At 64.8% G+C, this 16,496-nt stretch carries 15 protein-coding genes; 4 read left to right on the top strand and 11 right to left on the bottom strand.

Annotated features, from left to right (window positions below):
* Positions 1–20: 20 nt before the first annotated feature.
* From R2676_RS22885 to R2676_RS22835, 11 genes are all read right to left on the bottom strand, one after another.
* The gene (locus R2676_RS22885) at positions 21–1,409 is read right to left on the bottom strand and encodes an L-cystine transporter (RefSeq protein ID WP_154208381.1); all 1,389 of its coding nucleotides are present in this window, start codon (positions 1,407–1,409) and stop codon (positions 21–23) included.
* Between the two features lie 235 nt (positions 1,410–1,644).
* The gene (locus R2676_RS22880; protein WP_316857460.1) at positions 1,645–2,700 is read right to left on the bottom strand and encodes a porin; all 1,056 of its coding nucleotides are present in this window, start codon (positions 2,698–2,700) and stop codon (positions 1,645–1,647) included.
* 48 nt (positions 2,701–2,748) lie between these two features.
* A complete protein-coding gene (locus R2676_RS22875; RefSeq protein ID WP_206271811.1) occupies positions 2,749–3,093 on the bottom strand; it encodes an L-rhamnose mutarotase in 345 nt (114 codons plus the stop codon).
* A gap of 7 nt (positions 3,094–3,100) precedes the next feature.
* Positions 3,101–3,877, bottom strand: coding sequence for an SDR family oxidoreductase (locus R2676_RS22870; RefSeq protein ID WP_206271812.1), 777 nt, complete (start codon positions 3,875–3,877; stop codon positions 3,101–3,103).
* Between the two features lie 3 nt (positions 3,878–3,880).
* Complete coding sequence (locus R2676_RS22865) at positions 3,881–4,762, bottom strand: L-fucono-1,5-lactonase (RefSeq protein WP_206271834.1); 882 nt, start codon at positions 4,760–4,762, stop codon at positions 3,881–3,883.
* 19 nt (positions 4,763–4,781) lie between these two features.
* On the bottom strand, positions 4,782–6,059 hold the full coding sequence (locus R2676_RS22860; protein WP_206271813.1) for an L-fuconate dehydratase: 1,278 nt from the start codon (positions 6,057–6,059) through the stop codon (positions 4,782–4,784).
* 41 nt (positions 6,060–6,100) lie between these two features.
* Complete coding sequence (locus R2676_RS22855) at positions 6,101–6,961, bottom strand: ureidoglycolate lyase (RefSeq protein WP_206271814.1); 861 nt, start codon at positions 6,959–6,961, stop codon at positions 6,101–6,103.
* Positions 6,962–6,998: 37 nt separating this feature from the next.
* Positions 6,999–7,748: an SDR family oxidoreductase gene (locus R2676_RS22850; protein WP_206271815.1), complete on the bottom strand. Its 750-nt coding sequence runs from the start codon at positions 7,746–7,748 to the stop codon at positions 6,999–7,001.
* 141 nt (positions 7,749–7,889) lie between these two features.
* Positions 7,890–8,837, bottom strand: a complete 948-nt coding sequence (locus R2676_RS22845) for an ABC transporter substrate-binding protein (RefSeq protein ID WP_206271816.1) — start codon at positions 8,835–8,837, stop codon at positions 7,890–7,892.
* Positions 8,838–8,872: 35 nt separating this feature from the next.
* Complete coding sequence (locus R2676_RS22840; RefSeq protein ID WP_027677438.1) at positions 8,873–9,904, bottom strand: ABC transporter permease; 1,032 nt, start codon at positions 9,902–9,904, stop codon at positions 8,873–8,875.
* A complete protein-coding gene (locus tag R2676_RS22835; protein WP_410482502.1) occupies positions 9,897–11,402 on the bottom strand; it encodes a sugar ABC transporter ATP-binding protein in 1,506 nt (501 codons plus the stop codon). Before R2676_RS22835 ends, R2676_RS22840 begins: the two co-directional genes overlap by 8 nt.
* 297 nt (positions 11,403–11,699) lie before the next feature.
* Between R2676_RS22835 and R2676_RS22830 the strand changes: the two genes are divergently transcribed.
* The 4 genes from R2676_RS22830 to R2676_RS22815 all read left to right on the top strand — a co-directional run bounded on the left by R2676_RS22830 (position 11,700) and on the right by R2676_RS22815 (position 16,484).
* Positions 11,700–12,407: a FadR/GntR family transcriptional regulator gene (locus tag R2676_RS22830; protein ID WP_027677440.1), complete on the top strand. Its 708-nt coding sequence runs from the start codon at positions 11,700–11,702 to the stop codon at positions 12,405–12,407.
* 411 nt (positions 12,408–12,818) lie between these two features.
* The gene (locus R2676_RS22825) at positions 12,819–13,826 is read left to right on the top strand and encodes a zinc-binding alcohol dehydrogenase family protein (RefSeq protein WP_206271818.1); all 1,008 of its coding nucleotides are present in this window, start codon (positions 12,819–12,821) and stop codon (positions 13,824–13,826) included.
* 4 nt (positions 13,827–13,830) lie between these two features.
* On the top strand, positions 13,831–14,958 hold the full coding sequence (locus R2676_RS22820; RefSeq protein ID WP_206271819.1) for a mannitol dehydrogenase family protein: 1,128 nt from the start codon (positions 13,831–13,833) through the stop codon (positions 14,956–14,958).
* A 14-nt stretch (positions 14,959–14,972) separates the two neighbouring features.
* Positions 14,973–16,484: a UxaA family hydrolase gene (locus R2676_RS22815; RefSeq protein ID WP_206271820.1), complete on the top strand. Its 1,512-nt coding sequence runs from the start codon at positions 14,973–14,975 to the stop codon at positions 16,482–16,484.
* Positions 16,485–16,496 lie beyond the last annotated feature (12 nt).

Here is a 16,496-nt window from a genome sequence, read left to right as displayed (position 1 = left end):
TTTTCGTTTCGACGCGCAGATCAGCGGTGTGCCATCTCCACGTCATCGGCAGCATCGAAGACACTGCGATCGGTCTGCCCCAGCAACTGGCTGGTGATCGTCCCGGCCGTCATCGAGCCGTTGACGTTGAGCGCGGTACGGCCCATGTCGATCAACGGTTCGATGGAGATCAGCAGTGCCACGAGCGTCACCGGCAAGCCCATCGCCGGCAGCACGATCAACGCCGCAAACGTGGCGCCGCCGCCCACCCCCGCCACGCCGACCGAGCTGAGCGTGACCACCGCCACGAGCGTTGCAATCCATACAGGATCGAACGGGTTGATGCCCACGGTGGGCGCCACCATCACTGCCAGCATGGCGGGATACAGGCCTGCGCAGCCGTTCTGGCCAATGGTCGTGCCAAACGATGCGGCGAAGCTGGCGATCGACTCCGGCACGCCGATGCGCCGCGTCTGCGCCTCGATGCTCAGCGGAATGGTGGCTGCACTCGACCGGCTCGTGAACGCGAACGACAGCGCCGGCCAGACCTTGCGGAAGAAGCGAAGCGGATTGATGCCGTTGAGCGTCAGCAGCACGGCATGCACGCCGAACATGATCGCCAGGCCCAGGTAAGACGCCACGACGAAACCGCCGAGCTTGATGATGTCCTGCACGTTGGACACAGCCACCACGTTCGTCATCAGCGCCAGCACGCCGTAAGGGGTCAGGCGAATGACGAGCCGCACGAGCTTCATCACCCAGGCCTGCGCGGTGTCGATGGCGGTCAGCACGCGCTCGCCCTTCACCGCATCATCCTTGAGCAGGTTCAAGGCAGCCACGCCGAGGAACGCCGCAAAGATCACCACGCCGATGATGGACGTCGGCTTGGCGCCGGTCAGCTCGGCAAACGGGTTCTTCGGAATGAAGGACTGCACCAGCTGCGGCACCGACAGGTCGGCCACCTTGCCGACATAGTTGTCCTGGATGGCGGTCAGCCGGGCGGTTTCCTGCGCGCCCTGCACCAGCCCCTGCGCCGTCAGACCAAACAGGTGGGTGACGAACACGCCGACCAGCGCGGAGATCAGCGTCGTGAGCAGCAGCGTGCCGATCGTGAGCACACTGATCTTGCCCAGCGACGCCGTGCTGTTGAGCTTGGCGACCGAGTTCAGCACTGACACCAGCACGAGCGGCATGACGATCATCTGCAGCAGTTGGATATAGCCGCCGCCAACGATGCTGAACCACGAGATCGACTGCTTGAGCGTCGCGCTGTCGTCGCCATAGATCAGGTGCAGCGCCAGTCCGAACAGGATGCCCAGCACCATGCCCAGCAGCACGCGCTTGGCCAGACTCCAGCTCGCGTTCACACGGCCGAGGGCGATCAGGATGACGACGAACGTCGCGATATTGAGTAAGAGCGGAAGGTTCATGTTGCTTTGGTGTCGCACGCAGCGATCAAAAATCGAGCGGGCATCTTACGCCAGTTGCACAAAGGTTGCCGAGGCACGAAGCGCATCGCAAATGTGGCTCGATCTGCTGCAGATCCGCTCGCAACGGCCATTCCCGCCGCGTATAGATGCACTCCAAAAAGAAAAAAACCCGCACACGTGCGGGCTGACAAGGAGCCGAGCGATCAGGAGGTCACGCTCAGTCAGAAGCCAGACGTCAGAACGAGTGAACGATACCCGTGTAGGCACCCAGCTGGTTCTTGCCCGGGGCCGGGTTGTTGTTGGTCGCTTCCACCGAGAAATTGGCGGTGGAGCTGTTCTGCACGGTGCCCACGCTCGCGTACAGCATCGTGCGCTTGGACAGGTTGTAGTTCGCGCCGGCCATGAACAGGTTGGCGTTGCCGCCGCCATGGTTCACGTTGACGCGGTAGGCCGCGCCGATCAGCGTCAGCGCCGGCGTGACTTCGTAGTTGATGCCCAGCCAGTAGTGGTTCGCCTTGGTCGGCGCGCCCGCTGCGGCATCCGGCGCCGACAGGTTTTCATACGCCGCAAACAGCTTCGCCTTGCCGATGGTGTACGTGCCGCCGATCGTCGCTTCCTTCGAGAAGTTGAAGATGTCGCTGAACTTGCCGTTGCCGTCGCGGATCACGTCGTAGATCGCGCGCACTTCCAGCGGGCCGGCCGTGTAGACGGCTGACACGCCATCGCGGCGGCTGTTCGTGAACGAACCCGGCTGCTCGCCCAGGCCCGTCTGCAGGCCGATCTGGAAGCCGCCCCACGTCGGGCTTTGATATTCGACGATGTTGTTCGCGCCCGGCCAGTTGCGCCCGCGCACGAGCGTGGCCGAGCCGATGAACTGCTGGCCGGTCGGGTCGAGGAACCAGACGTCGTTGCTGATGAAGAGGTTCTTGCCGGCCGTCAACGTGCCCCAGGTCGGGCTGGACAGGCCGACGTACGAACGGCGGTTGAAGAGCGCATCGCCGTTGGTTTTGCCCTGCGCTGCACCGAAGCCGGATTCGAGCCGGAACACCGCCTGCAGGCCACCGCCGAGATCCTCCTTGCCCATGAACCCGAACATGCTGGTCCCCCACTGGTTGTCGGCGGCGCGCCAGAGGCTGCCGCCCGGCGAGGTCGCGGTGGGGGCGACGTTGTTCTGGTAGTCGATGCCGCTGGCAACGCGGCCGTACAGCGTGACGTTGGTTTGTGCATGCGCGGCACCGGCGGCCGCACACAGGATTGCCGCACACAGCGGCAAGGTTGCTCGTTTTTTCATTGTCATCTCTCCTCTCTGGTGTCATGCCGGCCACGGCCGGAATTGCTTCTACTGCGGTTGCTGTTGCAAATCGAAGATCCGGCGCATCGGTGTCCACTTCTGCCCGGCGGGCGTCCACGGGGTGGGCGCCTGGAACTGCCACATCAGCGCTTCCCATTCGCGGATCTTCGGGTCCGTTTCGGTGGCAAGCGCCATGCGTTCGGCGTCGTAGATGGCGTCGTCGGTCTCCATGAGCATCACCATGCGGGTGCCCAGGCGATAGATCTCCATGCCGGTCACGCCGTGCTTGCGCAGGTGCTGCGCGACTTCCGGCCAGATGCGTTGATGGTGGGCTTCGTACGTGGCGATGAGCGCCGCGTCGTCTTTCAGATCCAGAGCAAGGCAGTAGCGCATGGCGGCCTCACGTCAGCGCGCGGTCGAGGTGCGTGTAGCCACCGTCGACAAACACCCACTGCCCCGTCGTGTGCGAGGCCTGCGCAGAGAGCAGGAAGACCGTGGTGCTGGCAATCTCGTCGGCGGTGGTCATGCGCTGGCCCAGCGGAATCTTCGATGTAATCGCCGCGAGCTTGGCATCGGGGTTGTCGAACGTGGCGATCCAGCGCTCATACAGCGGCGTCAGCACCTCGGCCGGAATGACCGCGTTGACGCGCACGCCGTCCGGCGCCAGCGACGCCGCCCATTCCCGTGTCAGCGACAGCTGCGCACCTTTTGCGGCGGTGTACCCGCTCGTATTGCCCTGCCCCGTCAGCGCCGTTTTCGACGAGATATTGACGATGGCCCCGCGGCTCGCTTTCAGGTGCGGCACGCACAGATGTGCCATGACGTAGTAATGGATCAGGTTCTTTTCGAGCGACCGCACAAAGGCGTCACGGCCGGCGTCCAGGCCCACGCTGTCGTTGATGCCGGCGTTATTGACCAGCCCATCGATATGCCCGAACGCGCGCACGATTTCGTCCACCATGCCGCGGCAATCGACTTCATCCTCCAGATCGAACTGGAAGAAGCGTGCCTTCGGCTGCCGACGCATCAGTTCGGACTCGAACGCCGGCGTCATCGGGCTCTTGCCGCAGACGACGGGAATGGCGCCCTCGGCCGCCAATTGCAGCGAGATGGCTGCGCCAATGCCGGCCGCGCCGCCCGTGACGATGATGACTTTGTCTTGCAGATGCAAATCCATGGTTCAAGCCTTGAGTTGCAGGTTGTAGCAGCGGGTGGCGTTGCCGCCCCAGAGGTCGGCGCGTTCGGTGGCGCTGAGCCGCTCTTCGGCCCAGACGCGCAGCACGTCGACCACCGTGCCGTACGACGCCGCCAATTGGCAGACGGGCCAATCCGATCCGAACATCACGCGGCCCGGGCCGAACACGTCGAGAGCCACGTCCAGGCACTGGCGGGCGTGCTGCACGTCGCGCGCCGTCACGCCCGTTCGCCAGTCGGCTTCGGTCAGCAGGCCGGAAAGCTTGCAGGCGACATGCGGCATGTCCTTGAGCGGCGCAAGCGCGGCCCGCCAACGCGCCAGGGCTTGCGCGTCACGCTCGAACGCTTCGAGCGGCGGCTTGCCGAGGTGGTCCAACACCAGCCAGTGGTGATCGTGCCGACCGCAGAATTCCACGGCGGGCGCGAGTTGATGACCGAACACCAGCACGTCGTACGTGTAGCCCCAGAGCTGCAGCAGTGCGACGCCGCGCTCGAATGCCGGGTTCGACAAAAATGCCGCGACGTCCGGTTCGTCCTGCACGGTGTGCCGGAAGCCGATCAGCTTGTGCTCACCGCTCCTTGCCTCAAGGCGGGCCTCAAGATCGGTGGCATGCAGGTCTTCCCAGCCCACCACGCCGACAATCCAGTCGTGCGCAGCAGCAAGGTCGAGCAGGAAATCCGTCTCCTCCCGCACACCGCGCGCCTGCACGGCAATCGCAGCGTCGAGGCGTTGCGCGCGCAGCTCCGGCAGCAGGTCGGCAGGCAGGCGGTCTTCCGCCAAGGCTTCCATGCCGGGGCCGATCCACGAATACGCCTCGGGGCGATAGCGCCAGAAATGCTGGTGCGCGTCTATTCGTGGCACGGGCAGCGCAGAATCCGTCATCGCATCAGCCCCGGAAGCGGTATTGCTCAAGCGATGCCGGCTTCATCGTGATGGAGAAACCAGGAGCCTGCGGCGGCAGATAGGCGGCATTGCGCACCACGCACGGATCGACAAAGTGCTCGTGCAGATGGTCGACGTACTCGACCACGCGGCCTTCGCGCGTGCCCGATACGCAGATGTAGTCGATCATCGACAGATGCTGCACGTACTCGCACAGGCCCACGCCGCCAGCGTGCGGGCACACCGGCAGGCCGTACTTGGCGGCCAGCAGCAGCACGGCCAGGATTTCATTCACGCCGCCCAGCCGGCATGCATCGATCTGCACAACGTCAATCGCGCCGCGCATGATGAACTGCTTGAAGAGGATGCGGTTCTGGCACATCTCGCCGGTAGCGACCTTGACGGGGGTGACGGCTTCGCGAATCCTGCGATGGCCTTCCACGTCGTCCGGGCTGGTCGGCTCTTCAATGAACCACGGCTTGGCGAAACCGAGTTCGCGCACCCAGTCGATGGCCTCCTTGACCTCCCAGACCTGGTTGGCGTCGATCATCAATTCGCGGTCCGGCCCCAGCACTTCACGGGCGATAGAGACGCGGCGAATGTCGTCCTTCAGATCGCGCCCGACCTTGAGCTTGATATGGCGGAAGCCGCTGTCGACGGCCTCGCGGCAGAGGCGGCGCAGCTTGTCGTCGTCATAGCCGAGCCAGCCGGCCGACGTGGTGTAGCACGGGTAGCCTTCCTGCTCCAGCGTGCGGATGCGCGCGGCCTTGCCGGGCACCTGTTTGCGCAGCAGCTCCAGCGCTTCTTCGGGCGTGATGCCGTCGGTGATGTAGCGGAAGTCGATGCAGCGCACGAACTCTTCGGGCGTTAGATCGGCCACCAGGCGCCACAGCGGCTTGCCTTCAGCCTTGGCCCACAGATCCCACGCAGAATTGACGACCGCGCCCGTCGCCAGATGAATGGCGCCCTTGTCCGGGCCGATCCAGCGCAGCTGGCTGTCGGACGTGACATGGCGCCAGAAGCGGCCCATGTCTTCACGAATCCAGTCGAGGTCCAGCCCTTCCACCAGATGACGCATCGCCGCGATGGCGGCGCAGCACACCTCGTTGCCGCGACCGATCGTGAAGGTCAGGCCATGGCCCTCCAGGCCCGGCTGGTCAGTCTCCAGGATCACGTAGGCCGCGGAGTAATCCGGGTCCGGATTCATCGCGTCAGAGCCGTCGAGATGCTGCGAGGTGGGAAAGCGCACGTCCAGCACGCGCAGGGATCGGATGATGGTCATGAGTATCGTGTTCGGGATTGCGGAATGCGGAACGCGTGCTTTCAGCCTTGTGCATCCACCGTGCGCTGGCGCTGCTCGCCCAGGCCCTCGATGCCCAGCCGCATGGTCTGGCCGGCCCGCAGGTAGACCGGCGGCTTCTGCCCCAGCCCCACGCCCGGCGGCGTGCCGGTGGAAATCACATCGCCCGGCTGCAGGCTCATGAAGCGGCTCAGATAGCTGACGAGATGCGCCACGCCAAACACCATCGTCGACGTCGATCCGTTCTGATAGCGATGCCCATCCACCTCCAGCCACAGATGCAGCGCCTGCGGGTTGGGCACCTCGTCTGCGGTGACGAGCCACGGCCCGATGGGGCCGAACGTGTCGCAGCCCTTGCCCTTGTCCCACGTGCCGCCGCGCTCGAGCTGGTATTCGCGCTCCGACACATCGTTGATGACGCAGTAGCCCGCCACATGCGCGAGCGCATCGGCCTCGCTGATGTACCGGCCGCCCTTGCCGATCACCACGCCAAGCTCGACCTCCCAATCGGTCTTGACCGAGCCGCGCGGGATTTCCACATCGTCGTTCGGGCCGCAGATGGCGCTCGTCCATTTGCCGAAGACGACCGGCTCGGCAGGCACTTCGGCGCCGGTTTCGGCGGCGTGGTCGGAGTAGTTCAGGCCGATGCAGATGAACTTGCCGACGTTGCCCACGCAGGCGCCCAGGCGCAGGCCCGCTTGCGGCGTGCCATCGACGATGGGCAAGCGACTGATGTCGAGCGTGCGCAGGTGGGCCAGGCTCTCGGGCAGCAGCGCCGTGCCAGCAATGTCGTCAATCACGCCCGACAGGTCGCGCACTTGACCTTGCGCATCGAGCAGGCCCGGCTTTTCCTGGCCCTTGGGGCCGTAGCGGAGGAGTTTCATCGTGTTGTCGTTGTGAACTGCAATCAATCAAGCCAAATCAATTGGACCAGCCGCCGTCGATCACGCAGCAGGTGCCGGTCGTGAAGCGGGACTCATCCGAAGCGAGGTAGGTCGCCAGCGCGGCAATCTCGTCTGCCGTGCCGACGCGGCCCATGGGCTGGCGTGCAACGAAGGCGGCGCGGACGGTGTCGATCGACACGTTCTGCTCGCGCGCCTGCGCGGCAATGCGCTGTTCGAGCGACGGAGACTCCACCGTGCCCGGACAGATGGCGTTGCAACGGATGCCGCGCGCCACAAAATCGGCGGCAATCGCCTTGGTCATGCCGATGACGGCGGCCTTGGTGGTGCCATACACGAAGCGGTTCGGCACGCCCTTCACGCTGGACGCGGCGGAGGCCATGTTGATGATCGAGGCGCCGCCGTTGTCGAGCATCTTCGGCAGCAGCGCACGTGTAAGCCGGTACATCGACGTCACGTTGAGCTGCCACGAGAACGCCCAGTCGTCTTCCGAACATTCGAGGATGCTGCCGGAGTGCACGAAGCCCGCGCAGTTGAACAGCGCATCGAAGGCGGCTTCTTCGCGTGCCAGGACGGCGACGGCGTTGGCGTCTGTCACGTCCAGGCGCAGTGTGCGCACGCCGGCGGTCTCTGCCAGCGTAGCCAGCGCTTCTGCGTTGATATCGGTGGCGAGCACCTGCGCGCCCTCTCTTGCAAACATCATCGCGCTGGCCCGGCCAATACCCTGCCCGGCCGCCGTCACGAGGATGCGTTTTCCTTGGAGTCTCATTGCGTCTGCGTTCCGGCGCGGGCCACGTTGGTGTTGGCCCGTTCCGGCAATGGAGTGAAAAGCACTGCGCCGCTCAGGAAAGGGATGCAGCCGGCATGGCGGTGAACGACACGCCGCCATGCCCCTTGTTGCGATGCCTCGTCAGTACAAGACGTTCTTGGCTTCAGGCGAATCCAGGTTCTGCTTGTTGACCATCATCACGCCGGTGTCGACCTGCTTCTGTACGGGCTTCTTCTCGATCACGCTGACCACCGTTTCGATGCCCTTGTAGCCCATCTGGTACGAGCTTTGGACAGCGATGGCGCGGATCGTGCCGTCGCGCACGAAGCCCTGCAGATCCTGGTTGCCGTCAAAACCGATGGCCGCCACCTTGCCGCTCTTGCCGGACTGCTGCAGCGCGCGACCCATCCCGACGGCCGTCGGCTCGTTCGCACCGAAGATGCCCTTCAAATCGGGATTGGCGGCCAGCACGTCCGTCGTCTGGTTCAGTGCCGTCGCCATTTGCGATTGCGAATAGAACGGCCCGACGATCTGCAGCTTCGAATGCGTCTCGATGTATTTCCTGAAGCCGCCCACGCGGCCGATTTCAGAGCCGGCGCCCGGCACGTACGACATGATGGCGATCTTGCCGGTCTGGCCGACGGCCTCGATCATGGCCTTCGCACACAGCTCACCGGCCTTCGTGTTGTCCGTCGACAGGAACGACTGGTAATACTGCTTGCCGGAATCGGACACCATCGAGTCGATCAGCACCACGGGGATGTGCGCTTCCCACGCTTTCTTCATCGCCGGCACCAGCGCATCCGGGTCTGACGGCGCCAGCACGATGCCTGCCACATGCCGGTTGACGGCGTTCTCGACCATGTTCACTTCGTCGGCAATGGCCGATTCCGCCGCCGGCCCCTGGAGCGTCATCGTGTAGCCCTTCGCGTTGCCCATGGCGGCCGTCGCGCCTTTCTGAACGTTCTGCCAGTAGTTGGAATTTGCCGATTTCACGATCACGGCAATTTCACCGCCTGCCGCCTGCGAATAGGCAGAGAACAGTGCGCACGTTGCTGCAACCACCGCCAGCACGGAAAGCTTCTTCATGTCTCACTCCTTGGTTTTGGTTTGAACTTCTCAAGTCACAACTTGCGGTTTCTGAGCTGATCGATCCAGACGGTGCCGAGGATGACCACGCCGATGATGATCTGCTGGATAAAACTCGATACGCCGTTCATGTTGAGCCCGTTGCGCAACACGCCGATCACGAATGCGCCGATGGCCGTGCCCGAGACCGTTCCGACACCGCCCATCAGCGACGTCCCGCCGATCACGGCGCTGGCAATCGCATCCAGCTCGTACATCACGCCTTCGTTCGGCTGCGCCGTCACGAGGCGAGACATCAGCACGCAGCCCGTCATCCCGGCCAGCAAGCCCGACAGCACATACGTGAACAGCTTCACGCCCTGCACGTTCACGCCGGACAGGCGCGCCGCCTCGGCGTTCGAGCCGACCGCGTAGATGTGGCGACCGAGGGAAGTCCGTGACAGCAGCACCGACACGGCGACGAACAGCGCCAGCATGATCACCACCGGGTAAGGAATGCCGGGGAAGACCGTGTCTGGAAAGCCGTCTGCGCCGATGTGCGAGATGCGGAACAGTGCGCCGTTGCCGAGTTCGCCAAAGGCGTCGCCCAGGCCCGAGACCGGACGAGCGCCCGTGATCTGCAGGGCCAGGCCGCGCGCGACCAGCATCATGCCCAGCGTGGCGATGAACGGCGGCAGGCCCATCCGCGTGATGCAGATACCGTTGACCCATCCGCACACGGCGCCGACGGCCACGCCGGCCAGCATGGCCAGCGGCACCGGCACGCCCATCTTCACGAGCAATGCCGCCACCACGCCCGAGAGCGCCAGCACCGAACCCACCGACAGGTCGATGCCGCCGGTGATGATCACGCACGTGGCGGCCACGCCCAGGTAGGCAATCGACGTGACCTGCAGTGCGACGGTCATGAAATTGCCGACCGAAAAGAACGCCGCGCTGGTGGCGGAAAACGCAATCACGAGCGCCACAAGGCTGCCGAGCGCTGCAAACTTCTGGATCAAGTCGCGGTGATGTTGCTTGCGCTGCGTCTTCACGGGCTGCGGCTGATCTGATGTCATTTCAAGCATGGGTTCGTCCTGATGCGTAATGCAGAATTTCTTCCTGGTTGGTCTTCCGTGTGTCCAGGACTGCGGTGATGCGGCCTTCATGAAAGACGGCAATTCGATCGGTCATGCCCAGCAGTTCGGGCAACTCCGAACTGATCAGCACGACACCGACACCGTCCGCGGCAAGTTGGTCCATCAATCCATAGATCGCGTACTTGGCGCCTACGTCGATGCCGCGCGTCGGTTCATCGAAAAACAGGATGCGCGAACCGCGATACAGCCACTTGCCGATCACGATCTTCTGTTGATTGCCGCCCGAGAGGTTGCGCACGGTCTGCCCGACCGACGGCGTGCGGATGTTCAGTTCGCGCACGTAGCGTTGCGCCACGGCGGTCTCTTCGGAAAAGCGCAAAAAGCCGTGCGAGGAAATCGCCCGCACATTGGCCAGGGTGATGTTGACGGCCACCGGCATCGAGAGCGCCAGCCCGTCCTTCTTTCTGTCTTCCGACAGATAGGCAATGCCTCGCCGGATCGCCTCGCGCGGCGAACGGATCGTGACCGGCTGATCGCCCATATGGCCCAGCATGATCGAGCCGGAATCGAGACGCTCCGCACCGAAAATGGCACGCGCCACCTCCGTGCGGCCCGCGCCCATCAGGCCGGCAAAACCAAGAATCTCGCCCTTGCGCAGCTCGAACGACACCGGGCCGAAGACGCCTGCGCGGCTCAGTGCATTGACGCGCAGCAAAACCTCGTCGGTCGGCACCGATGTGCGCGCGGGAAACACATCGTCGAGCGAACGACCGACCATCCGCGCGACGATCTCGTTGACGCTGGTGGAAGCGAAATCGCTGGTGGCGATGTGGCGGCCGTCGCGCAGCACCGTCACGCGATCGACGATCTCAGCCATCTCGTCCAGCCGGTGCGAGATGTACAGAATCGCCACGCCGTCGGCGCGCAGCTCCTTGATGATGCGAAACAGCTGGACGGTTTCGGACTCCGTGAGCGAAGACGTCGGCTCATCCATGATGAGCACGCGCGCGTTGAGCGAGAGCGCCTTGGCGATCTCCACCATCTGTTGCTGCGCGATCGACAACGCGCCGACCAGCGTGGTCGGCTCGACGGCCAGACCGATCCGCTGCAGATAGCTGCGTGCGTTCGTGTTGAGCTTGCGGTAATCGATGAAGGGCCCGCGCTTGGGCTCGCGCGCCAGGAAGATGTTCTCCGCCACCGACAGATGCGGCACGAGATTCAGTTCCTGATGGATGATTGCAATGCCGGCCGCCTGCGCCTCGGAAGTCGAGGTGAAGCGCACTGCCTCGCCGCGGTAAGTGATGGCACCGTCGTCCGCCGTGTATTGGCCGCTGATGATCTTCATCAAGGTGGACTTGCCGGCGCCGTTTTCGCCGCAGACGGCATGGACTTCGCCCACGCGCAGATCCAGATCCACGCCATCCAGCGCAACGACGCCGGGAAAGCGCTTGCCGATGCGCTGCAAACGCAGAATCTCTTGCGGCATCGACGCTCTGGAGCTGCTTACGTGCGCGGGCACGGCGTCAGCACTGCTCATCGTGGTCTCCGTTGTGTTGCGCGGCTCCGATCTTCCGCTCGACACACTGGTAAGTCCAGTTTGGAACGTTTCGATCAGGCTAGGCATTTTTTGGTCAAGCCAATATCACTTATAACGTACCTGCCTGACCACTAGTGCAAACCCTGAACTGCTGCCGACACCAGTGTAGACAACGGCTCGCGGTGCGCATGCTAGACTCGAAACACACCCGAACGCAGTCACGTCAGCGCCTAAAACCACACCACAATGAAGCAGACAGAGCCAAAGCGGCTTTACCAATCCGTAGCCGCGCAGATTCTCGCGCTGATCCAGCAAGAAAAGCTCGGCCCCGGCACACGCCTGCCGCCCGAACGCGAACTCGCGCAAACGCTGGGCGTGTCGCGACCGTCGCTGCGCGAGGCGCTGATCGCGCTGGAGATCGGCGGCCAGGTGGAAATCCGCATGGGTTCCGGCGTGTATGTGCAGGACGCAAGCGCGGTCAGCGAAAGCGCGGCCATTCCGTCGCTGGGCGAAAGCCCTTCTGAGCTGATGCAGGCCCGGGCCGTGCTCGAAGGCGATGTCATCACGCTTGCCACTGGGCGGCTGACGGCCGCCACGCTCGACAAGCTCCAGCGCACCATCGACCGCATGAAGAAACTCGCATCGAGCGGAAAGTCGCCCACCGATGCCGACCGCCAGTTCCACATGCTGATTGCCGAGACGGCCGGCAATTCGGTCCTGAGCCGCTTCGTGGCGGAGCTGTTCGACAGCCGCCATGACCCGCTCGCCATGGCCATCCGCGACCACGCGGAAGGCGAATCCAGCTGGCATGCGGCCGTGCATGAGCACGAAGAGATTCTCAAGGCGCTGCAGGCCGGCGACCCCATCGCGGCGCAAACCGCCATGCGGGCGCACTTGCGGGCGTCGGAAGAACGCTGGATCGCCGGCGCCATTCAGCAAGACGCCCCGCAGTAAGCCTCCCTGCCTCATGCGCGGCCTGCCCGCGGCCGCGCAACCCTGCCGCGGGGCCTTACGCCAGGCCAGACCGCATCAAAGCGGCCTGACCAAATATCTGCCCACTACGCCTTGACCCCTTGAAAACAAGGGATTTCCGACATCAGGGTTTCCCCCCTCCAGGAATTTCACGCGAGATGTTAAATTGGCCTGACCAATAGGTGAGGCCTGTTTGGCATGACCAGTTGTGGGAGACGCGCACCATTTCCCTCAACTTGGCGCAGTACGCGCAAGCAGTCGGCCCTCACCTCATCCCACCCAAGGAGACCGGAAGGTGACCCATCGTTTGCCATTGCCACGCGCCCATACACCACCTATTCGATGCCTCAGCCGGGCGGAGACTGGCGGCGCGCCCTCGGCGGGAGCCGCATCATGCTGACCGTCGTTTGCGAGACGCCGGGCACGCTGCGCGCACTGGACCGGCCCGTCCCGAGCCCCGCCGAAGGCGAAGTGCTGCTGCGCGTCAAACGCGTGGGCGTGTGCGGCACCGACCTGCACATCTTCACCGGCAATCAGCCTTACCTCAACTACCCGCGCGTGATGGGGCATGAGCTGTCGGGCATCGTCGAACAGGCGCCGGCCGGCAGCGCGCTGAGCAAGGGCGACGTGGTCTACGTGATGCCGTACCTGTCCTGCGGCCACTGCGTTGCATGCCGCCAGGGCCGGACAAACTGCTGCGTCAATATCCAGGTGCTGGGCGTGCATCGCGACGGGGCCTTCACGGAATACCTGAGCGTGCCGCAAGCCTTCGTGCACAAGGCAGACGGCGTCAGCCTCGATCAGGCCGCGATGGTGGAATTTCTGGCTATTGGCGCGCACGCCGTGCGTCGGGCGCAGGTGCGCGCCGAGCAGCGCGTGCTGGTCGTCGGCGCCGGCCCGATCGGCATGGCCGCCATGATCTTCGCCAAGCTGCGCGGCGCGACGGTCACGGCGCTGGATTCACGCGCGGATCGCCTCGCCTTTGCGACGGAGCAACTCGGCGTGGATGCCAGCGTTGCGCTGGGCGATGCCGACGAAGCGCAACTCGCCACGCTTACGGACAACGAGTTCTATGACGTTGTGTTCGACGCCACGGGCAATCCGAAGGCCATGGAGCGCGGCCTGCGCTTTGTGGCGCATGCCGGCACGTATGTGCTGATCTCGGTGGTGGCGGCCAACCTCTCGTTCTCCGATCCGGAATTCCACAAACGCGAGACCACGCTGCTCGCCAGTCGCAACGCCACCACGGAAGATTTCGAGACCGTGCTCGACGCCATGCGCGCGGGCAAGATTCCCGGCGCGCTCAATACGCACCGCATGGCGCTGGCGGATGTGCCCGAGCACTTCAAGACGCTGCTCGATCCCGCCGCCGGCGTGGTGAAAGCCATCGTGGAGTGCTGAGCGCATGACGGCGCCGATCCTCCAGTTCGGCACGAGCCGCTTCCTGCAGGCGCACGTCGACTTGTTCGTGTCGGAAGCGCTCGACGTGGGACAAGCGCTGGGCGGCATCACGGTCGTACAGACGACCGCCAACCCGGCCAGTGCCGCGCGTGTGGCGGCGCTTGCCGGCGGCGCGGGTTACCCGGTGCGCATTCGCGGCTTGCGAGACGGCGCACCCGTTGACCAGACTGTCACCTGCCACGCCGTGCAGCGCGCCCTGCAGGCCGACGCCGATTGGGAGCAACTGCGCGACCTCATGGCAACAGACGTGCAGGTCGTCGTGTCCAACACCGCCGACCAGGGCTACCAGCTCGACCCGCGCGACGATGCCAGCTTGATCCAGCAGCCATCGCGCGTGCCGCGCAGCTTCCCCGCGAAACTCGTGGCGCTGCTGCTCGGCCGCTGGTTGCGACAGCCGCACGCGCCGCTGTCGCTGTTTCCGTGCGAGCTGATCGAGCGCAATGGCGACACGCTCTGCGCAACGGTCTGCGCGCTGGCACGGCAATGGGCCCTGCCCACCGCATTCGTCGATTGGCTGCGCACGCATTGTGTCTGGGCCAACTCGCTCGTAGACCGCATCGTCTCCGAGGCATTGCACCCCGTGGGCGCCGTGGCGGAACCGTACGCCCTGTGGGCCATCGAGCGCCGCCCGGGGCTGGTGCTGCCCTGCACACATCCGGCCATCGTCCTGACGGATGAACTCGATCATCACGAGCGCCTCAAGCTCTTTCTGCTCAACGCGGGCCACACGTTTCTGGCCGAGCGTTGGCGCGAAGATGCGCACCCCGCCGACATGACCGTCGCGCAGGCCATGGAAGACGCGCGCCTGCGGCCGGAGCTGGAAGCCCTGTGGCACGACGAGATCGTTCCCGTATTCACAGCCCTGGGCAAGCGCGATGCCGCCGAGGCTTATCTCGTCTTGCTACGCGAACGACTGTTGAACCCCTACCTTGCCCACCGCCTGGCCGACATCGCGCAGAACCACGCGCAGAAGAAGCAGCGGCGCCTGGCACCCATCGTCGCGCTCGCGCATCAGTTGGGCTTGCACCTTGCCCAGCCGCGCCTGAACGCCGCGCTGGCCAATCCGAATTGAACCTGCAACGCACCATGTCCGACGCTCCCCTCATCCTGCTTGCCCCCGACGACGACGTCGCCGTCGCGCGCGTGGCGCTCGCGCCCAGCGCAGCGCTCAACGCTGCATTGACCACCCGCGATGCCATTCCCGCCGGACACAAGGTCGCATTGCGAGACATCGCCGTGGGCCAGCCGGTGCACAAATATGGGCAGGTCATCGGCGTGGCGACGGCACCCATCCGTGCGGGTGAGCACGTGCACGTCCACAACATCGGCATGGCGCACGCGACTGCCCAGCATGCTGTTGGTCACGCGTACCGCGCCACCGTCCCCGTCGACACGCCCGCCACGTTCGAGGGCTACGTGCGGGCGGATGGCCGCGTCGGCACGCGCAATTTCATTGGCGTCATCTCCAGCGTGAATTGCTCGGCCACCGTGTGTCGGCATATCGTGCAAGCGGCCCAGGCAGAGGCGGCTGCATTTCCCAACGTGGATGGCGTGGTCGCCATCACGCACGGCAGCGGCTGCGGCATGGCCGGCAACGGCGAAGGCTTGGAACTGCTGCAGCGCACGCTGCGCGGCTACGCCGATCACCCAAACTTTGCCGGCGTGCTGATCGTTGGTCTCGGTTGCGAAGTCAACCAGGTCGCGCCGCTCGTGCAGATGCTCGGGGCGCGCACACCGGGCCTGTTCGCATCGCTGACGATCCAAGAGGAAGGCGGCACGCGCGAAGCCATTGCGGCCGGCCTGTCCATGCTGCGCGACATGCTGCCGATCGCGAACCAGGCACAACGCAGCACAGTCCCCGCAAGCCACCTCACGGTGGGCCTGCAATGCGGCGGCTCGGACGGCTACTCCGGCATCAGCGCCAACCCGGCGCTGGGCGCCGCGGTGGATCTGCTTGTGCGGCACGGCGGCACCGCGGTGCTATCCGAAACGCCCGAGATCTATGGTGCAGAACACCTGTTGACCGCACGCGCCGCCTCACCTGCGGTTGCCGATGCGCTGATGAACCGGCTCGCGTGGTGGGAGCACTACACCCGCACGCTGGGCGCGGACATGAACAACAACCCTTCGCCCGGCAACAAGGCCGGTGGCGTCACGACCATCCTGGAAAAATCCCTCGGGGCGGTCGCCAAGGGCGGCAGCAGCGGGCTGATGGCCGTGTATGAATACGCGCAGCCGGTGCAGACGCACGGCCTCGTCTTCATGGACACGCCGGGCTACGACCCCGTGTCTGCCACGGGCCAGGTCGCGGGGGGCGCCAACCTGATCTGCTTCACAACGGGCCGCGGGTCCACCTATGGCTGCAAGCCGGTGCCCTCCTTGAAGCTTGCGACCAACAGCACGCTCTATCGGCACATGGAACTCGACATGGACTACGACTGCGGCGGTATCGTCGATGGCCGCCTCAGCATCGCGCAAGCCGGCGATGCGCTGTTCCAGCTGATGCTGGCCACTGCCTCCGGCACGCCCACCAAGAGCGAACTCAATGGTTTGGGCGACAACGAGTTCGTGCCGTGGCAGCTTGGCGCGGTGATGTAACGCGTGTACGCG

Source organism: Ralstonia flatus, assembly GCF_958439105.1.
In the GTDB taxonomy this organism is placed as follows: domain Bacteria; phylum Pseudomonadota; class Gammaproteobacteria; order Burkholderiales; family Burkholderiaceae; genus Ralstonia; species Ralstonia flatus.
The sequence above is the reverse complement of the archived record's forward strand: the minus strand, read 5'-3'. Positions and strand labels throughout refer to the sequence as shown.